Source organism: Reichenbachiella sp., assembly GCF_033344935.1.
Taxonomy (GTDB): domain Bacteria; phylum Bacteroidota; class Bacteroidia; order Cytophagales; family Cyclobacteriaceae; genus Reichenbachiella.
In genome coordinates this window covers 4193624-4210698 of the sequence record NZ_JAWPMM010000001.1, presented here as the reverse complement: position 1 = coordinate 4210698, position 17075 = coordinate 4193624, and the positions used below count along the sequence as shown (strand labels likewise).

Sequence of the window (17075 nt, the reverse complement as noted above, 5' to 3'; positions counted from 1 at the left end):
TCACAATTCTAATTGAGTATTTTCAGTAATGCATCTAATATGGCAGGAATTAAAGTGACAAATAATGCGAATATTGCTGTTTGATAAGATTTAGCACTTGCTATTGGCGGGAAAACCTTTATTCGGTGAACATCCTTATAGGTTTTACTTAATTCCTTGAGCGCATCTCCTACATCGTCAAATTTTTCATTCCTACTTATTTTTAGTAGCAATTCCTCATATTTCTCTTCTATCATTTTACTCAATCTCTGCAAATTCTTTGTTTTAATTTCTCTGACCTTCCGCGAAATTCCTGTTAATGGGATAACAAAGACGCTTATTACAACTAGAGCAATCCAGCCTATAAAGGAGTAAAGGACGGAGTTAACTTGGTATACGCTGTTGGTAAGACTTAGAAGAGCTATAGTACAAGTAAGAGATGCTGCTAGCGTTAAGAACTTATTTAAGCGAATTAAAAACAAGGCTAGAGGGCAGGAGCGATCATACAACCCGATAGTGACGTTAGCACTAAGTTTAAAACTAAGTTTCAAATAGATTACATAGCAGTATATCGCGATACCTGTCATTAAATTAGATGCGAACAAAAAAGTGCAATGTGAAAATTTGATTGCGCTATGCTCCATCCAAATATCAGCCCATAGATATGTGCAGAAAAAAAATATTAAGGCTATTCCAATTCCCGTCAGAATTGATGGGAACAAATGGAAAATATCCTTTCTTGAATTTTTCAAAAGAGTTTTATGATCTTTTAAATTTCCATTTTCAATTTCAACATCAAAAAACTTGATTGTATAATTTAGAAATTGGCCAATTATCAGAGTATTAGCCATTATCATTCCAACGAAAAAAGGGTCCTTGATTGAACCTAGTTGTAGCCATTGATGAATACTATATACCGTTCCCGTCAATACCGACATTATGGTGCAAACATGCCCTAAAATTCTGAATTGGTTAGAAGCCATTGATTTAGAGATAATCACACCTAAATTTAGGTCTTTAGACAGTAGAGTCCAAAAGAGCTGTTTCAAAGCAGTTGTTAATATTTATGGATTCCAAGTATGGGGAATCACTGCCCTTCCACAAACTTCTTAAAATTTTCTAACCACCGCTTGACAGGCTTTTTGTAGACGCCAGGTAAAAGTATGGCCATAAGCCGAGGCATCACCCAATTGATGCGCGTATATTCAATGAAACTCGTGTACTGTGTTTGATTATCGCCGAGCGGAGTAAATGTGCACTTCATGGTATTGTCCATATGCTCATGGTGATAGTGAGCTTCAAAAATGTCAGGAAGATTGTTCGCTGTGATCGTCTCGATCAACTCCATCTTTTGCCCATTATGCTCATAAAGCATGTTGGAGATAGCCCCATTTTCGCCGGTTACTCCACTTACCAATTCTTTACTTACAAATCCTTCTTGATACCCTTAAAGGTAAGCAGGATCTGCAAAATATTTGACAACCGTATCCAATGGTTTGTCTATCACGACAGTGGTTTCAATCTTCATCATCAATAGGAATTGTTTGATTAAATTTAGCATTTATTGCAGCGGTTACTTCGAGTAACCTCTATAATTTTAGACTAAACAACAGCCCTAAAATGACATACAAATATTTAGCGCTTGGTGACTCTTATACCATAGGAGAAGCAGTAGCACCAGACGAAAGGTGGCCACATATCTTGCAAGGAAGATTGGTAGGAGAGGGTTTCAAAGTCGAATTACCAAAAATCATTGCGACCACAGGTTGGACTACGGATGAATTGCAAGCCGCTATCGATAAAGAAAAGCCTTCCTCAGATTATGACTTGGTTTCGTTATTGATCGGTGTAAACAATCAGTACAGAGGCTATCCGATCGATCAGTATAAAAAGGAATTTGAATCTTTACTCCAGCAAGCCATTGTCTTTGCAAAGGGAAAATCTGAAAGAGCCTTCGTACTGTCTATTCCTGACTATGGAGTTACACCGTTTGCGGCCTCTAAAGATCCAGCCAAAATTGCCAAAGAGCTGAATGAATATAATGCCATCGCCAAGCGTATTTGCGAGCAATATCAAGTAGCCTTTGTGGACATTACACCGGGTAGTAGAAGAGCGGCTAAAGAGCCAGCTTTAGTGGCAGAAGACGGGCTCCATCCTTCAGGTAAAATGTACAAAGAATGGGTAGATGCAGCATACCCTATAGTGAAAACGATGCTGGCCGACTAGGTTAGTATTATTCCAAGATTATATATTGATATTTGACTTGGGAGGGGAGTTGCCTTTTAAGATTTGAAGAGATTAATTATATAAATCAGGAAATATTATCCATTTTTGAGGGTTAGTGATTGTATCCACCTAATCCCTAATTGAATAAAATTTGTGAGGAGAACTAGTTTTCCTATATTGTTTGTGTTGTGCCTTGTTTTTTACGCTTGTAAAGACAATGTGGTATGCCCTGCCTTTCAGAGTACCTATATTCTGGATGATTCTATGCGTATGGCTAAATATTCCTATTTTGCCAATGACAGTACCCCAAAATTCGCCTCCGCTTCTCGAAGAACTAAATATGGCGTAAACAAGCAAACGAGCTTATTTCGAAAGAATTATGAGCTGATGACGGCTCCAAAGAAGAATGTTTTGGCCCCAGTTCCTGAGGATACTTCAGAGTTGATCATCGATCAGGGAGAATTCTTAGCGGAGGATTTCGTTGATACTGATACACTCGGAACAGATTCTGTGTCTACTGCTCCACTTTTGGCACAAGTTGAAAAGGACACCATACCGAAAGGGCCTAGATATAAGTATCGATACGAAGAAACCGCTGCACACAATCAAGAGCAGGTGTACTACAACAAATATTACGGAGAGTTATTCATAGACAATCGCCCACCACCATCAGAGGAGAAATTGGCAGAAGAAGCCTTGCAGGAGTCTGACACTACTCAGATGAAAAAGAAAGGCCTGGGCGGTTTGTTTAAAAAGAAAGACAAGAATCAGGCTGAACCAGAAAGTGTAGAGGAGGAAGCCGTTGTAGAAGAACCGGCTCCAGAGGAGGCACAAGAAGTGCAAGAAGAAACACCTGAGGAGTCCGAAGAGGGTGGACAGTAATCCGTCTGATTTTCATTAATTTTCCATTCTTTTATTACTTTTTTTCGTAGCGTAACTTATGCTAGACAATCCGATGCCCTTAGCGGAAAAATTGAGACCCCAGACGCTGGACGAACTGGTGGGTCAAGATCATTTAAAGAACATCCTAAAACGTGCTATAAACTCTGGGGCTGTGCCTTCCATGATCCTTTGGGGACCTCCAGGTGTGGGCAAAACTACTATAGCGAATATTATTGCTAATTCAGCCAAGATGCCGTTTTTTACCTTGAGTGCGATCAGTGCAGGAGTAAAGGATATACGAGAAGTAATTCAAAAGTCGAGACTAGGATCGAAGGCCATTCTATTTATAGATGAGATTCACCGATTCAATAAAGGACAACAGGATGCACTCCTTGGAGCCGTAGAGAAAGGTCAGGTATCTTTGATCGGTGCTACCACTGAGAATCCAAGCTTTGAAGTTAATGCGGCTTTGTTGTCCAGATGTCAGGTGTATACTCTCAATGCATTGGCCAAAGAGAATTTGACGGAACTCATTGAAAAGGCCATCAACCACCCGAATGTTTTCAAAGACAAAAAAGTACAGATCAAAGAGGATCAGGCCTTGATGAGATTGTCAGGTGGTGATGGTAGAAAGCTGCTCAACTTACTAGAATTGGTAGTTGATTCTTTAGGAAAGAAAGCAGTGGTGACCAATGAGGTCGTGACTGAAATCGCTCAAAAGAAAGCCGCTATATATGACAAAAGCGGAGAGATGCACTACGACATCATTTCGGCTTTTATCAAGTCGATTCGAGGGAGTGATCCTAATGCTGCGGTCTATTATCTGGCACGAATGATCGAAGGGGGAGAAGATGTGAAGTTTATTGCCAGACGATTATTGATATTGGCGTCAGAAGATATTGGCAATGCCAATCCTACCGCTTTGGTGATCGCTAACAATGCCTTTCAGGCCGTGAATGTGATCGGTTACCCAGAGTCTAGAATCATACTCAGTCAGTGTGTGACGTATCTGGCTTGCTCAGCCAAGAGCAATGCGTCCTATATGGCGATCAACAAAGCCCAACAGTTGGTCAGAGAAACTGGCGATTTGTCCATTCCATTAGGAATTCGCAATGCACCGACAAAATTGATGAAAGAGATCGGCTATGGCGAAGGCTACAAATATGCCCATGATCATGCAGGTAATTTTGTTGATTTTGAATTTATGCCGGAGGAGCTGAAAGGACGAACTTTGTTCGAGCCAGGTCGAAACCCCCGAGAAGAAGAAATGCGCAAAAAACTCAAAGCGCAGTGGAAGAGTAAGTACGGGTATTAAGGAAGGTTGTTGGACCGCCTCTCCAGCAAAACCGTATCTCGCCAAACGCCGTGCTGCTGAGCGATTTTTTCTCTTCGGCCGACAAGTCTGAAACCTAGCTTTTCATGCAGCCTAACGCTTGCTGTGTTTTCTGGAAAGGTAACTGCTTGAAGCATCCAAATTCCAGAAGCTTCAGCTAGCTGGATCAGTTCGGCGAGTAGTTTCTTACCAATGCCTTTACCCATTTGGTTCACGTCTATATATATACTGACCTCGGCTACACCTCGATATACTTGTCTTTTTGATACTGGCGACAGAGCTGCCCAACCTAGAATTGAGCCGGTAGTGCTTTTGGCTACCAGTCTGGTTGAGGCCAAATGTCCGGCATCCCATGCTTCCCAATTTGGCGTTTGGGTTTCAAACGTGGCCTGAAGAGTGTCGATGCCATCTTGATAGATTTTTTCGACTTCAGGCCAGTCATTCGGCAGCATGGGCGCGATGATCATAGTCCTCGGTCCGTCACAAATCTTTGTGCAAAATCTTTGATCAATTGCTGAGTAGATCTGAAACTATCTAGAATTTCATCTTCTGTTCCAGTGGCTTTGGCAGGATCTGGAAAGTTGTAATGCACACGTTCGCCAGTTCCAGGTATATAGGGACAGTTTTCCTGCGCATGATCGCATACCGTGATGATATAATCGAAGTCCACTTCCAAATACTCAGTGATATTATTGGACGTATTGTTAGAGATATCGATGCCATCTTCTGCCATTACTTTTATGGCCCGTGGGTTTACGCCATGGGTTTCTATACCAGCACTGTATACTTTGAGATTGTCTCCTGCAAAATGTTTGAAATAGCCATCTGCGATTTGACTTCTACAGCTATTTCCGGTACAAAGAATGATAAGGTTTTTCATTTGATTATTTGATTGAATGATAGGGTTGTTGTCAAATGAGAATTGTGGCTCAATCGTTTGAACCACAATTTTAGACAATTAGCAGCATTGTTTTGCTCCTGGAGTCAAACTTGGTTTGCAAACAGTTGGTTTGGCAAACAATTCTAATCTGATATTTCCATTGGCAAAAAGAACATCCTCTACACTAAAATTCGATGTTCTAATTTCCTGATCTCCATATTCGAAGAATATTTCTGTATCTCCGTTGATGGGCTTGAGCTTTTCTACCTTGCTGAAAATGTCTAATGCCTTTTTTGCAGTCCAGGGCCTTCTCATTTCTTCGAGTGGGTTTACCATCAGTTGGACGATAGTTTGTTTGTAGCTGTCAGGGTTTCCACCACAATCGACAGATTCAATGGTCACATTTTTCACTTCTGTAATATGAAAGGTAGGCTTAATGAATTGGCCGCTTTCGATTTCGAACTCTAATCCTAACTCGGGATTTTCTTCAAGGATGTTTAAAAATTCTGATGTTTTCATATTGATTGTAAAATTACGATTAAAATTAATTCTATTATCGTAAAATTACGATTAAAGTTGCGTTTGATTGAAAATAAAATAAAAAAGGGCTCTGATAATCAAATCACAGCCCTTTTTGAGAAAGTTAAATTTGTTATTTAATCATGAAATCCACTTGCGTTTGATCCCAAGTGATAGAAACAGTTCCATCATCGGACAAATTAATGGCAAACCCTTCAACGACATCATCTAGATCTGTAGTAGAGGCTTTGAATCGCCCAATGTCTTTCGATTTATCGTAGTCGTATGCGCCCCATTGTTTGGCGTTGGAATTGATAATGATAGTCCATTCAGATTTCCCAGGAATGGTGAATAAGGCATATTTACCAGCTTTCACATCTACGCCTCCAATTTTTGCATCTTTTGAAAGTTCGATGGTGGTGGCTTCGTTGGCTCCTGTTCTCCACACTTTGTCAAAAGGCACTAGACCACCATAAATCTCCCGACCTTTTTTGGATGGGCTGCTATAGTTGATCGTGATTTCATTGCCATTTACAGTCGCTTTAGATACTTTGGGTGGGCTGGCTTTTTGCTGGGCATACAAATTCATGCTGCTCAGAAGACAGGCAACTATAAAACTTGTAGCAATTGTTAAATTCTTTTTCATAAGTTCAAGATTTTTGTTTGGTTTGAAAACGGATTTAAGAAGACTTAAGTTCGTATTATTTTTTTAATCAGAATCGGTCCATTGCTTGATTAATTTCCAAATTCTCAGAATTTTAAATTAAATTGACGGTCTGATTATCCACCACCTCTAATAAGTAGAATGACGAAACAAATTAAGGTTCTAATAATTGATGATGACGAGATCAACAATCTGATTTGTACGAAAGTGATCAAAGATTATAACCCTGAAATGCTGGTAGAATCTTTGACAAGCTCGACTAAGGGGCTGACTCATTTGGAGGATTTGGTGAAAAACAATCCAGAAAATTTACCGGATGTCATTCTGCTGGATATCAACATGCCGACCATTAGTGGCTGGGACTTTATTCGTGAGTATCGAAAGATGATGACTGCTGTGGAAAGCGAAAAAATCAAACTCTTTGTGCTCACCTCATCGCAATACTACCAAGATGCTGAATTGGCAGATCAATACAGAGAGGTACAGAAACTCTTTACCAAGCCGTTGACTTCAGATATCCTTAAGGAAATAGATACCTACTTGAATTAGCGAATTTTTAGTTCCTCGAGAGATTTTTTGAAGTTGGAAACGATCTTCTCGTGCTGAATATGTCGACCTTCCTGGACTTTCCATTCTCCATTGACAAGAGTTCCTTTGAAATGTGAGCGATCGCCGCTGTAAACTAACGTGGACAAAATATGTTCAGGACGACTTGTGGCGATAAGCGGAGCGTCTGCATCTATCACAACCGCATCCAGAGGTTGACCTACTTCAAAATACTTGTCGCAAGTATTGCTCATGGCTTTCCTACCCGATTTCAATGCCATGTCAACTCCGAATAAACCCGTATCTCCGTTGGTCTTCGAAATAAACTGATTTCTGCGATGTGTCGTCAACCTTTGTCCGTAGTCTAGTATCCGCAGTTCTTCCAAAGGGTTGAGGCCGATATGACTATCCGTGCCAATAGACCATTTTCCACCTTGCTGTTGAAAGTTTTGCAATGGAAAAATGCCATCCCCCAAATTGCCTTCCGTACTTGGACAAAGTACTACATGAGCTCCAGATCGAGCAATTCCTGAAACTTCTGAATCGTTTAAATGAGTGGCGTGTACCAAATGAAAATTTTCATTTACCTCAAAGGTGTTCAACAGCCATTCAACGGGTCTTTGATTATAATAGTCCAGACAATCAGATACTTCCTTGAGCTGTTCTGCAATGTGAATGTGCACGGGTAGGTCCTTAGCTTCGGCGAAGGCGGCCTTGATAGAATTTTCGTCGACTGCACGTAGTGAATGGATACCTAGTCCTACATTCGCTTTAGCGTATGACTGAGTAGCTTTTTCAGAGGAAGCCAAAAGATCAAGATAGTCTTGCGTAGAGTCGGAGATAAAACGTCTTTGTTTTTCTACCGGATCTTTACCAAATCCTCCTTTTTGATAGAAGATGGGTACAAGGGTAATCCCAATGCCTGCGGTTTTAGCCGCACTGACCAATCGTTCACCCATTTCAGCCAAATTGCTGTAGGGTTTTCCATTTTTGTCATGATGAACATAGTGAAATTCAGCCACATGGGTATAGCCATGTGATAGCATTTCGGCATATAGTATGGTGGCGATATGCTCAAACTGGTCAGGGTCCATCGACAAGGCAATGTTGTACATGGTTTCTCTCCAACTCCAAAAGTCATCTTGAGAAGTAGGGTCTGGGTGAATTTCCGCCAAACCCGACATGGCATACTGAAAAGAGTGGGAGTGAGCATTCTGAAACCCAGAAATGGCGTATCCATTGACTGATTCTATAGAGCCTTCACTTGGTTTGCTTTCTGATACGCTAACTATGTTTCCGTGAGTGTCTATCTCGACATAAGCTGGACACAGCCAACCATCGTTGGTTAATAGGCCTTCGAATTTCAGAACCTTTTTCATTGATTCATTTGGTTTAATGTGGCTAGGAGAGACTCAAATAGTTGGTTTAAATCTTTTCGAACCAAATTGGCGCGAGCTTCATCATATTTCGTTTCACTATTGTCCATGTAGACCGTTTTGGCCATTTCTAATTGCAGGGCATGGATGTTTTTTTCGGGTTGCCCAAAAGTGCGAGTCAGGTTACCTCCTTTAAATGGATGGTTGTGTTGAAATGAGTAGTTAGTGCTGGACAACACCTGGGTGGCTGTTTCGATTATATTTTTGTTGGCGGACGCTTGGTCAACATCTCCCAAAATAAGGTCTGGAAATTTTTCCGCTCTGATACCAGGTACCTGTTGTCTGATCGAGTGCGCGTCAAAAAACAATACATGTTTGAATTGTTTTTGAAGTTTGGTGAGTTCTAAACGAATCTGATCATAGTACGGATAGTAATAACTGCTGATTCGTTGATTGATTTCTTCTTGAGTCGGCCCTTCGTTTAGATAGATATTTTTATCGTTAAAATTTGTAGTAGGGCATAGGGCTGTAATTACTCTGCCATCGTTGTAAAGTGGTTTACTCTCAGCATTTCTATTCAAATCAATCACCCAGCGACTGTATTTGGCTTTGATCATTTTAATTCCGAGATCACCTACAAAGTCATAGAGCTGATCTACAAACCAGTCCGTATCGTCTATGGAAGCAATCATTTCTGGGTCGTATTGATGGCGAAGCGCATCGGGTATCTCAGTACCGCAATGGGGTACACTTACCAAAATGGGTACTTGATTTTTATTGGGGTCAATGATTTCAAAAGCCATATGCGAATTTAATTTTTTTGAGGCGGTTATTATAGCTCTCAATTCCAGTTTACTTATCGCTTAATACTTTTTGATCTTATAACTTTGTGGCACAATAAGAATGCTATGATCATATTAGATAACGCTGTACTCTCAGATGATATTAAAGAAAGGCACTTCGTGTGCGATTTGAATAAATGTCATGGCGCTTGCTGTGTGGAGGGTGATTTGGGTGCTCCATTGGAAGAAGACGAATTGCCAAAACTAGAGAAGGTGCTCGAGGAGGTAAAGCCTTATATGTCTAAGGAAGGGCTGGCTGTTTTGGAAAAGGAGGGCAGTTATATTCTGGACGAGGAAGGGGACTTTTCTACCACCACCATTGGAGGGAAAGAGTGTGCTTTTGCTATATATGATGAAAAGAATATCCTAAAGTGCGCGATCGAGCAAGCTTATCTGGATGGCAAAACCAAATGGAAGAAACCAATTTCTTGTCATTTGTATCCAATCAGAATTACCAAATATGATCATTACGACGCGTTGAATTACGACCAATGGGATATCTGTGATCCGGCGTGCAAACTAGGAGATGAATTGAAAGTGCCTATTTACAAATTTCTAAAAGAACCGCTGATCCGAAAATATGGTGAGAAGTGGTATGACCAATTGGTCAAAGAAATTGAAGGTTAGAGTGCTGAAGCTATTTTCGTTTTTAATTCATTACTGGCTAAAATGATTGTTCACTCTCTGTTAAGCAAGTCCCCTCTGATCAATGCAAAAAACATTAACTATGAATCTGAATTGATGTTGAAAATACTCCCCAAATTTTTGCTTATTCATTTAGTAATAATATAGAAATTGGAGGAATTCCTCGTTACTTGACCTTTTTGCCTTTAATCAACTCGGATTCGAGTATCTGGCTCATTTCGATGATGATGGCATCAAGTTCTTCTGAGGAAAGTTTGAGTTTTTCTATCAACTCCATTTTACTTTGGATATCCTGTTCTTGAATAATGATGGACATCAATCCTTGCATTCTACTCAATGGAGCTCTGACTTCATGAGAGTTTAAGTAAGCATATTTCAACATTTGCTCATACTGATCTTGTACCTTTTGAGTTCGTTCTTTTACCAGACTATCAAGATTCTCATTCATGCTTTTCAACTCGTCATTGGCATCGGCCAGTGCTTTGGTTTTTTTATTCACCATGATGACCAGATTCTTTTTATGGTCCTCCAAAGATCGCCTCATTTCAAGCTGAATTAAGAAAATGCTACTAACCAGAGCGGTACTGGTGAGTTCAAATAGCATGGTTGAGGTAATTGATTTATAACTGTTAATTATACCAATTTCCTGATTCCTGCCGAGTAATTCATTGACCACAACGAACATTGGTATCAGGAATAGATAATAATATACAATGGTAAAAACCACCCAAACGGTACCAAGTACAAAATGATTGAAGTGGTAGGTCTTAATTTTTTTGTATGCGTAGAATCCTATAAGCAAGGCAACCAGATGCATGACAAAAGTATTAATCATGGCATTTGGAGGAGTAACCAGAGATGTAATGAGCGAAATTAGAACGATGTAAATGGGGTGTTGAAGATAGAAGAGACTCACCAGCAGTGGAATTTCCCGAAAATCGCTCCCTGCTCCTTCAATACCTGGCAACAACATTCGCACAGATCCAAAAAGAGCGGAAAGGACACCAAAAAGAAGGGTGTATCCTAGCTGTTTAGCTATTGGGTTTTTGATTTCAATGAAAGAGAGCTGCATATCTTGTATGTAGACTTTACACAGTAAACAATATACAAAAAAAGAGACTCTTTTACCAACGGCAATTGTCAGAATCAATCAGACCTTTAAGCGTTATTTGCAATCAATCATTCATTTAGCTATTTTCGGAGATATTCAGATTGGGAAAATTAATTATGATGAAGCGAACCAAAATGTGCAATGCCCATCTGAAAAGCACAGGATCTTGGTTCAACCTGCTTATTTCACCTGTAGAATGATGGGCTGAGGAGTAATTGACCCTAGGGATCAATCACTCTTTCAGCTTATTTTTTTAATTATCGCTTGCATTCGATTTTCCAGAAAGGAAAAACAATGGTGTTCCCTTCATCTATCCATTCACCTTTCCATTTATACCCTTTGTCACTAAAATCATAGAAGGTAAGCCGTGAATACCCGTCATATCCTTGAGGTGATTGTTGAGGACGGTAAAGTATAATTTTATCGCCTTCAAGATTGCCAGTCCAATGTGAAAGAGGCGCTACACCTGGGGCAGGAGAGCTGTAGTAATGTACATTCCATCTGGCGCTGTCCGCATCGTATTGACGAATGCTTCCAGAATGGGCTCCATCTTCCTTGAGTGTATAGTCTTGAACTCCCATTCCATTCAAAATGTATTGAAAGGTCCAAGTCATATCAACAGGTTCGGCCCATTCGCCATCTGAACCTTTTCTATACGATTTGCAATTGCATGTACCTATCATGGGTTCATAATCCGTGATCTGTTCTGGAGCTTCTGGATTGGGTCTTCCAAAAGGGTATTTCTTGCTTGGTGCATATTCATATTGACCAAAGCATGAAAAGGAAATAAGTGCGAAGAGCACAAAAGTCATTTGAGTTTTCATAATAATTTGTTTTTTAGATCAATATCTACAGAACCTATGAATACCCCTAGACTTGTGCAGGGAGCTCTAATAGAATTGCAGTAAGCATACCTTAGAATCTACTTGAGTTCTGAGAAGACAGAGAGAAAGTCGACGACAAAAGGAGCTACCCCGCTGCTATGTGTCGCACCATCCATAGTGGTGAATGTAATTTTATCAGCACCAGCATCGATTAGAAGATCATAGGTGTCCACTGAATTTTGATAGGGGACGGTAATATCAGCGGAGCCATGATACATATAGACAGGGTGTGTTGGTTGCCAGGCTATCGGGCTGTTGGAAGCAAGTTCTTTATTTAGTAAGTCGTATTTTGAATCATTTGAGTTTGTTCTAAAGTCTTCGGTAAGAAATTGTTCAATATCAGTGGTCAGGGCTGCATTGATCTGACTTCCACTTTTACTTCCGTCGAAAAGGCTTGGAATGGAAGAAGCATACAGCTCGTTGAATAGATTGGATAGTAAGGTTGGCCATTCATATACTTTGGAGTAAGAAAGAGATAAATAGGCCAAATAAAAAGGCTGATTGTAGAACTTCAGGCCTACAAAGTAATTTTTCATTCCTATTAGATCGTACCCTCCAGAAGCTGGAGCCGAGGCAATCAAATTAAATTCGTCCTCATACTTTTCTTCGATTCTTTGATGGGTAACCATCGTGGCATATCCGCCTTCAGAATAACCAGCCAGAAACAGCTTGCCGTTGCTGTCAAGGTTTTTTTCAATGATAAACTCCTCAGACGCTCTAATCATATCTATAATGCATTCTGCTGTTGATTCTGCATGATAGTATGGATGCAGGAAATCTGATGAACTACCAAACCCGATAAAATCAGGAATCAAAGAAATGTAACCCAGTGAAGCGAAGGAAGCATAAAAAATGCCTTCATCACTTTCTGTTGGTGCGTCTGCATGTGCAGCGATTGTTCCATGTTGAAAGCTCAAAGTTGGAACTTCTTCGTCTGTGTTAGGTACTCCGATTAATCCGGAAGCTGTAATGTTAGCACCCAAATAGGTAGTGAGGTATTCAATTTTATATATCGTGATATCGTACTGAAGTTGCTCGCTGATAGCAGCAAACCCTTGTTGATTGGCACCGAATTGCAATAATTGCACAGGGTAACTGGCCACCTCAGTGGCGGAGATTAGGGTTTTATTTTCAACTGGATCTGGCTCGTTGTCTGAGCCGCACGAGTACAAAAAGAAAACAACAATTAAGAAAGTTGCTTGTTGCAATACGAAAGAGAAAAGAAGTGATGGTTTGAATTTCATATTGCTATATAGTTCTATCTTGTAAGGGTTAACCATAGAAGGTTTTAACATCTCGCACTCTGCTTTGTGAAACATCAATTTTAGTGTGATTCTCGAGTGTGAGAAATGAAGAAGAGTTGAAACTCACTTCAGAAACCTTCTTCATATTAACAATTGCCTTGCGATGAACCCTAAGAAACTGTTGGTCCTGGAGCTTTTTCTCCAAAGCCTTGAGCGAATTGCGCATGGCATAGGTGTGTTGACTAACGGTGTGAATTTTCACACAGTAGTCATAGGCTTCTATCCAAAGAATGTCTGAAAGGGGAATGATTTTATTCTTATTTCCAATTTTGATTGATAAGGCTTGCGTATCCTCTTTCTTTATTTTGTTTTTGAGATCCAATATTTCAATCGCCAAATTTTGATTGACATTCACCAAATGAAATAATCCCAGGATGGCGACATGTGCTAAGGTGTAAATAGGTGTTTTCTGATAGAAGAAAAATACACAATTGTCCCAGATGTTTTCAAGAGTTAGTGCTCTGTTATTCAGTACTAATTGAATTAATGAAATAGCAAGCACATTGATTACGATGAGTATGATCAAGTGCGAAACAGCAGGCCAGGCTTTAGTCAAATTAAAAACTTTATTGGACTTCCCAGTATAAATAATGGCTCCGCAATAGATCAACGTGATTGAAAGCCAAATCATCCATCGGTAAGCATGTGCTATGGCTAGGTCGAAGACAGAAAATTCATCTGTTGGAGCTAGATCAAATTGAAGTATGAAGTAGTACTGCTGCGCAGACTCAAAAAGCACCAGGAAAAGTACCATGGCAAAAGCATACAACACAAACCCCTGATACTTCAGGTGCATAAATTGTATGAAATTGATCAATTGGCTTTGCCCTTTCATATGATCAATTTAATGGATTAATTTTTATTCATCCTTAATAACATCTACAGGATTTCGACGGGCAGTGGCAACTATCTGCCACCCGATGGTAGAAATGGCAATGACAGCTATGCATAAAGTTGGAAGAATGAATGAACCTAGAGAGAGCGTCATTCTATGAGCGAAGCTCATAAGCCAATTGCTCATACCAAACCACGAAATAGGAATGGCAATAACTGCCGCAATTAAAACCAATACCAGAAATTCCTGACTTATCAATTTCATGATGCTTGGGATCGTAGCGCCAAGCACTTTTCTTATTCCAATTTCTTTCGCTCGTTGCTCGGTAGCATAAACGGTAAGGCCAAAAAGACCCAGACAGGCAATGATTATGGCAATCAACGCAAAGGCACTAAAAAGTCGGCCGAAGCGGATATCTGATTGATAATGCTGGTTGAAAGATTGATCCAGAAAGACAAAATTGAACGGTCTTTCTGGAATCAGGTTATTCCAAATGCTTTCGAGCTCAGCTATAGTTTCTTGCATTCGCATCGATCTAACCTTGATGGCAACCCTTCTGAGTTCTCTGTTTTGTCCGAATCTCAATGTAAGCGGTTCGATTTTGGCATGAAGCGACTTGTAATTGAAATCCTTTACGACTCCTATGATTTTGCCTTTTCTACCCCACTGTGAAAATTTCTTACCTATTATTTCTTCGGCACTACTATAACCATATAGGGATAAGGAAGCCTCGTTGATCATCAGAGCTTCTATTGAGTCATTAACAAACTCTTTGGAAAATGATCTGCCGGCGGCCATCTCAATTTCAAAATTAGGTACGAAGTCTTCATCTATTTCGTAAATCCCGGGCGCATGATATTGAATTTCTCCAAAAGGGTTTTCAATGCCTGTTCCAGCATTAGGAAAAAAATCCCCAGGCACTGCTCGTGAGGCTGAAATGGAAATGACATCGGGGTGGGCAGAATATTTGTCCTTGAGTAAGCGAATTCTACTTTGCACGGCATTATCCCAACCAAAATCGACTACAATCATTTGGTCCTGGGTAAATCCTTTGTCTTTATTCTGCATATACTGTAGCTGATTGTAAACCACTGTTGTAGCAATTACGAGCATTATTGCAAGGCAAAATTGGAATACGACCAAGCCGCGTCTGAGCTGTGATCCATTGCGACTGGACTTAAACTTTCCTTTTAGTACTTGTGTAGGTTTGAATTTTGATAGTACCCAGGCAGGGTACAAGCCTGCCAAAAGGCCGATGAATATGCTTAATCCAGCATATAAAAGAAAATATTTAGTGGTAAGCAAACCTTCAAATGCTACAGGTTTGCCCACTAAGTAGTGAAAATAGGGTATCACAAGTGACACTACACCAATGGCTAGTATGGATGAAAATAGGGCAATTAGAATAGACTCGGCAAGAAATTGGAAGGTCAGGTCGATTTTTAAGGCACCCAGGGTTTTTCTTACACCAACCTCCTTAGCCCGTTCAACAGATCGTGCGGTGGCTAGGTTGATGAAATTCACACATGCAATCAGTAGAATAAAAACTCCAATGCAGCTTAACATGTAGACATTCGTCAAACTTCCAACAGGACCGGGTTGTCTGGCAGCTACGGAGTTGAGATAAGCTCCTTTCATAGGTTCGTAATCAAGAGAATGCCTATCAGACTCATCCATTTCGTCATAGATCACCTTAGTTTTCTCTCGTAAGTTTTCCAGAGAAGCATGTTCATCGAGTAGCAAATAGGTGTAAAAATCGACGTAACCCCAGCTGATAAAAATTTTCGGACGCATATTGTAAAATGAAGTCATGGAGATGAGTGCATCAAACGAAAATTGCGATTGGGAAGGAACGTCCTCCATCACTCCTGTTACTTTCAATTGCTCGGTATGATCCGCAACAAGTGTTTTCCCTAAGGCATTCTCAGTTCCAAAATATTTAATGGCCATAGATTCGGTTAGTACAATGCTGTTAGGGGCGGTCAGCATGGTTTGAGGGTCGCCAGCTAATATGCGCCAGCTAAACATTTCAAAAGTCGAAGAGTCCGCAAACATAATATTGTCTTCTTGGAATTTCTTAGTGTCATTTTCCAATAGAAAAATGGAGGGACTCGTGAAGCGGCAAAAATTCTCTACTTCTGGAAATTTGTTAGTGATGGTGGGTCCTGCGGGAGCAGACCCCCATACCTGGTATTCTTCTGCTGTGGGAGATTCTGATTCGCCATAGGCATGGAGAACTCGATACATTCTGTCGAGTTTCGAATGGTACTTATCGTAAGACACTTCATTATATACATAGCAAAGAATCAATAGGCAGGCAGAAATACCGATGGTCAGCCCAATAATATTGATTCCTGAAAATTGCTTTTGATTCATGACGTTTCGCCATCCTATCTTTATATAATTTTTGATCATGCCCATTTGATTTAGTCTTTGATTTCCTGTAAATGATTTGATAATGCCAGGTCTGAATAGTTTGATTACTTCCCAAAGGAATTGCCACTTAGCTCTTTTTACTCCTTTCGATGTCGTTTGCTCTTCGAATAACTCGAGTAGGTCACCTTCTATAGAGGGGTGTAGTTTTGGGTCGCAAAACCAACGGAGCAAGCGCTGCGAAAACCTGAACGGAGAGGATTTCATTTTAAGCGAATTTTACGTCCAGCGCAATGTTGGGAATCGCATTGTACAGTTGATTCCTCATTTCTTTAGTGTCTTCAATGGCTCTTTTACCTTGAGCTGTAATTTTGAAAAACCGTTTTGGCCTCCCTCCACGTTCACTTGTCGATCCACCTTCTTCAGATTGAAGATAACCTTTAGTCTCTAGTCTGTTCAAGGCAGACTGTAAGGCCCCCACACTTACGTTTCTTTGCAGTCTGGATTCTATTTCTTTTTTTATCGATACACCATAGGCTTCTCCATAGAGTACGCCTACAGTTAGCATGACGATTTCTTCAAATTCGCCTAATTGAAATTTACCCATAGTTATTTCCTAATTGTAGTATTGCAAGATTAAGCAATGCATGAGTAAATTCCTAATTGTAGTATTGAA

Annotated in this window: 19 protein-coding genes; 5 read left to right on the top strand and 14 right to left on the bottom strand. The window is 40.2% G+C overall.

Features of this window, described 5'->3' with window-relative positions; translation table 11 throughout:
- Window positions 1-8: 8 nt before the first annotated feature.
- Window positions 9-1028 (bottom strand): hypothetical protein, encoded by a 1020-nt coding sequence (locus tag R8N23_RS18145; protein ID WP_318173020.1) that lies wholly within the window; start codon window positions 1026-1028, stop codon window positions 9-11.
- Between the two features lie 38 nt (window positions 1029-1066).
- Window positions 1067-1396 carry an SRPBCC family protein gene (locus tag R8N23_RS18140; RefSeq protein WP_318173019.1) on the bottom strand — a complete coding sequence of 110 codons (330 nt, stop codon included), beginning with the start codon at window positions 1394-1396 and terminating at the stop codon, window positions 1067-1069.
- A 203-nt stretch (window positions 1397-1599) separates the two neighbouring features.
- Here R8N23_RS18140 and R8N23_RS18135 point away from each other — a divergent pair, with 203 nt between their 5' ends.
- The 3 genes from R8N23_RS18135 (at window position 1600) to R8N23_RS18125 (ending at window position 4402) form a co-directional block, all read left to right on the top strand.
- On the top strand, window positions 1600-2205 hold the full coding sequence (locus R8N23_RS18135) for an SGNH/GDSL hydrolase family protein (protein WP_318173018.1): 606 nt from the start codon (window positions 1600-1602) through the stop codon (window positions 2203-2205).
- A 153-nt stretch (window positions 2206-2358) separates the two neighbouring features.
- Window positions 2359-3087 (top strand): hypothetical protein, encoded by a 729-nt coding sequence (locus tag R8N23_RS18130; protein WP_318173017.1) that lies wholly within the window; start codon window positions 2359-2361, stop codon window positions 3085-3087.
- Between the two features lie 58 nt (window positions 3088-3145).
- On the top strand, window positions 3146-4402 hold the full coding sequence (locus R8N23_RS18125; RefSeq protein WP_318173016.1) for a replication-associated recombination protein A: 1257 nt from the start codon (window positions 3146-3148) through the stop codon (window positions 4400-4402).
- On the opposite strand, the gene R8N23_RS18120 is transcribed toward R8N23_RS18125, so the two are convergent.
- The 4 genes from R8N23_RS18120 to R8N23_RS18105 all read right to left on the bottom strand — a co-directional run bounded on the left by R8N23_RS18120 (window position 4399) and on the right by R8N23_RS18105 (window position 6465).
- Window positions 4399-4887 (bottom strand): GNAT family N-acetyltransferase, encoded by a 489-nt coding sequence (locus tag R8N23_RS18120; protein WP_318173015.1) that lies wholly within the window; start codon window positions 4885-4887, stop codon window positions 4399-4401. The two genes, R8N23_RS18125 and R8N23_RS18120, sit on opposite strands and share 4 nt — an antisense overlap.
- On the bottom strand, window positions 4884-5300 hold the full coding sequence (locus R8N23_RS18115; RefSeq protein ID WP_318173014.1) for an arsenate reductase ArsC: 417 nt from the start codon (window positions 5298-5300) through the stop codon (window positions 4884-4886). Before R8N23_RS18115 ends, R8N23_RS18120 begins: the two co-directional genes overlap by 4 nt.
- 78 nt (window positions 5301-5378) lie before the next feature.
- The gene (locus tag R8N23_RS18110; RefSeq protein ID WP_318173013.1) at window positions 5379-5819 is read right to left on the bottom strand and encodes a DUF6428 family protein; all 441 of its coding nucleotides are present in this window, start codon (window positions 5817-5819) and stop codon (window positions 5379-5381) included.
- Between the two features lie 133 nt (window positions 5820-5952).
- Entirely contained in the window at window positions 5953-6465 is a 513-nt protein-coding gene (locus R8N23_RS18105; RefSeq protein ID WP_318173012.1) for a DUF2911 domain-containing protein, read from the bottom strand.
- A gap of 159 nt (window positions 6466-6624) precedes the next feature.
- On the opposite strand from R8N23_RS18105, the gene R8N23_RS18100 reads away from it, so the two are divergent.
- On the top strand, window positions 6625-7032 hold the full coding sequence (locus tag R8N23_RS18100) for a response regulator (protein WP_318173011.1): 408 nt from the start codon (window positions 6625-6627) through the stop codon (window positions 7030-7032).
- Here the strand turns inward: R8N23_RS18100 and hutF are convergent.
- Window positions 7029-8408, bottom strand: coding sequence for a formimidoylglutamate deiminase (gene hutF, locus R8N23_RS18095; protein ID WP_318173010.1), 1380 nt, complete (start codon window positions 8406-8408; stop codon window positions 7029-7031). The two genes, R8N23_RS18100 and hutF, sit on opposite strands and share 4 nt — an antisense overlap.
- Window positions 8405-9208 carry an N-formylglutamate amidohydrolase gene (locus tag R8N23_RS18090; protein ID WP_318173009.1) on the bottom strand — a complete coding sequence of 268 codons (804 nt, stop codon included), beginning with the start codon at window positions 9206-9208 and terminating at the stop codon, window positions 8405-8407. Before R8N23_RS18090 ends, hutF begins: the two co-directional genes overlap by 4 nt.
- A gap of 105 nt (window positions 9209-9313) precedes the next feature.
- Here R8N23_RS18090 and R8N23_RS18085 point away from each other — a divergent pair, with 105 nt between their 5' ends.
- Window positions 9314-9874, top strand: coding sequence for a DUF3109 family protein (locus R8N23_RS18085; RefSeq protein ID WP_318173008.1), 561 nt, complete (start codon window positions 9314-9316; stop codon window positions 9872-9874).
- 184 nt (window positions 9875-10058) lie between these two features.
- Here R8N23_RS18085 and R8N23_RS18080 read toward each other — a convergent pair whose 3' ends face one another.
- The 6 genes from R8N23_RS18080 to R8N23_RS18055 form a co-directional block, all read right to left on the bottom strand.
- Window positions 10059-10964, bottom strand: coding sequence for a hypothetical protein (locus R8N23_RS18080; RefSeq protein ID WP_318173007.1), 906 nt, complete (start codon window positions 10962-10964; stop codon window positions 10059-10061).
- A 296-nt stretch (window positions 10965-11260) separates the two neighbouring features.
- Window positions 11261-11827 (bottom strand): hypothetical protein, encoded by a 567-nt coding sequence (locus R8N23_RS18075; RefSeq protein WP_318173006.1) that lies wholly within the window; start codon window positions 11825-11827, stop codon window positions 11261-11263.
- A 98-nt stretch (window positions 11828-11925) separates the two neighbouring features.
- Window positions 11926-13131 (bottom strand): alpha/beta hydrolase family protein, encoded by a 1206-nt coding sequence (locus R8N23_RS18070; RefSeq protein ID WP_318173005.1) that lies wholly within the window; start codon window positions 13129-13131, stop codon window positions 11926-11928.
- A 28-nt stretch (window positions 13132-13159) separates the two neighbouring features.
- Window positions 13160-14026, bottom strand: a complete 867-nt coding sequence (locus R8N23_RS18065) for a LytTR family DNA-binding domain-containing protein (RefSeq protein ID WP_318173004.1) — start codon at window positions 14024-14026, stop codon at window positions 13160-13162.
- Window positions 14027-14050: 24 nt separating this feature from the next.
- Window positions 14051-16666, bottom strand: a complete 2616-nt coding sequence (locus R8N23_RS18060) for an ABC transporter permease (protein WP_318173003.1) — start codon at window positions 16664-16666, stop codon at window positions 14051-14053.
- Window position 16667: 1 nt separating this feature from the next.
- Entirely contained in the window at window positions 16668-17006 is a 339-nt protein-coding gene (locus R8N23_RS18055) for a PadR family transcriptional regulator (RefSeq protein WP_318173002.1), read from the bottom strand.
- Window positions 17007-17075 lie beyond the last annotated feature (69 nt).